This window comes from Candidatus Cloacimonadota bacterium (assembly GCA_011372345.1).
Lineage (GTDB): Bacteria > Cloacimonadota > Cloacimonadia > Cloacimonadales > TCS61 > DRTC01.
In genome coordinates this window covers 1-1,699 of the sequence record DRTC01000655.1, presented here as the reverse complement: position 1 = coordinate 1,699, position 1,699 = coordinate 1, and the positions used below count along the sequence as shown (strand labels likewise).

The window sequence follows — 1,699 nt, the reverse complement described above, 5'->3', positions numbered from 1 at the left end:
GAAAAAAGTATTAACCGTTTTAACGGTTTCTAATTTTATTGAATTTAACCTTTTTAGAGTGGACTCAACTTCTTGTTCCCAAATTCCGATTTGGTAAAACAAGCGGGTAGGAAATCCATTTCGCTGGAATTATAACAAAATGAAATTTTTAGACCAATGCCATTCCCAAATGTAATTTGGGAATGAGAAACGAATAGAGAATTTATGTATATTTTGCTCCTTTTTGTAACAATCAAGGAAAAACAATGTCAGACCAACTTTCGTTATTCGATAAAAAGATAAAACCAACTAACATCCCACTCGCAGAAAAGATCAGACCGCAAAACCTCGATGAAATGTTCGGTCAGGAAAAACTGCTGAAAATAGATTCTCAACTGCGGAATATGATCGAATCTGACAATTACAGTTCCTTCATTTTATGGGGACCTCCGGGAACAGGAAAAACAACGATTGCCAGAATAATCGAGCGAAATACAAAAAAGAAGTTCATCTCGTTCAGTGCGGTTCTGTCCAGCATTAAAGATGTTAAAAATGTGATGAAGCAGGCAGAATATCTGCTGCAGACACAAAATAAAAGCACTATCCTTTTTATAGACGAAATTCATCGCTTCAACAAATCCCAGCAGGATGCCTTTCTTCCTTATGTGGAATCCGGAGCGATAATCCTCATCGGAGCAACAACCGAAAATCCATCGTTTGAAGTTATTTCACCGCTTCTTTCTCGCTGTCATGTTTTTGTGTTGGAGCAACTCTCCATCGCAGATATAGAAAAAATATTGGAACAGGCAGTTTCCAAAATAGAAAAAGAAATTAAATTTGATGAAAATTGTCTTCCTTTTCTTGCCGAACAAAGTGGCGGAGATGCTCGTAAAGCTTTGAATTATTTGGAAAGTATCATCAAAAATACCAAACCGGAACAGAAACTCGATGTGGAATTCATCTCCAAAATCCTCACGAAAAAAGCAATGTTTTACGATAAAAACCGCGAAGAGCATTACAATGTCATTTCCGCTTTGCATAAATCTCTGCGCGGCAGTGATCCGCAGGCTGGACTTTACTGGCTGGCTCGCATGCTGGAAGCAGGAGAAGATCCGCTTTATGTGGCACGCAGATTGGTCCGTTTTGCTTCCGAAGATGTCGGACTTGCCGATCCGAATGCGCTTGTGCAGGCGATCGCTGTCAAAGATGCAGTTCATTTTCTGGGCATGCCGGAAGCAAATGTTGTGCTAGCTCAACTTGTCGTTTACCTGGCAACTGCTCCCAAAAGTAATGCTCTTTATTCTGCTTACAAAAAAGCCAGCAATGATGCAGCAAAAACCAGTCATCTGGGAGTCCCTCTGCATATTCGAAATGCTCCAACAAAATTGATGCAAGAGTTGGATTACGGAAAAAATTACAAATACGATCATGAGTTTGAAGATGCTTATTCCTTTCAGAAATATTTTCCGGATAAAATGAATGAGAAAGAGTATTATAAGCCTTCAAAATTTGGTTTTGAAAAGGAAATCCAAAAACGGTTGGATTGGTGGAAAAGGTTGAAGGAGAAGCAGGAGAAAGGAGAAGGGAAGAAGGAAATGAAAACATAGCAAGACCTTGATCAAACTTCTGAAGTTTAATGAAAGGAACAATAAATGGTAAAATTAGTAACCAATCAGAAAAAAGATAAAAATCAATTAGGAGTATTAGATGAATAATTCAG

1 protein-coding gene is annotated in these 1,699 nt (G+C 38.4%); it reads left to right on the top strand.

Annotated features, from left to right (window positions below; translation table 11 throughout):
* Positions 1–245 precede the first annotated feature (245 nt).
* A complete protein-coding gene (locus tag ENL20_12625) occupies positions 246–1,586 on the top strand; it encodes a replication-associated recombination protein A (GenBank protein HHE39394.1) in 1,341 nt (446 codons plus the stop codon).
* The last annotated feature ends 113 nt before the right edge of the window (positions 1,587–1,699 follow it).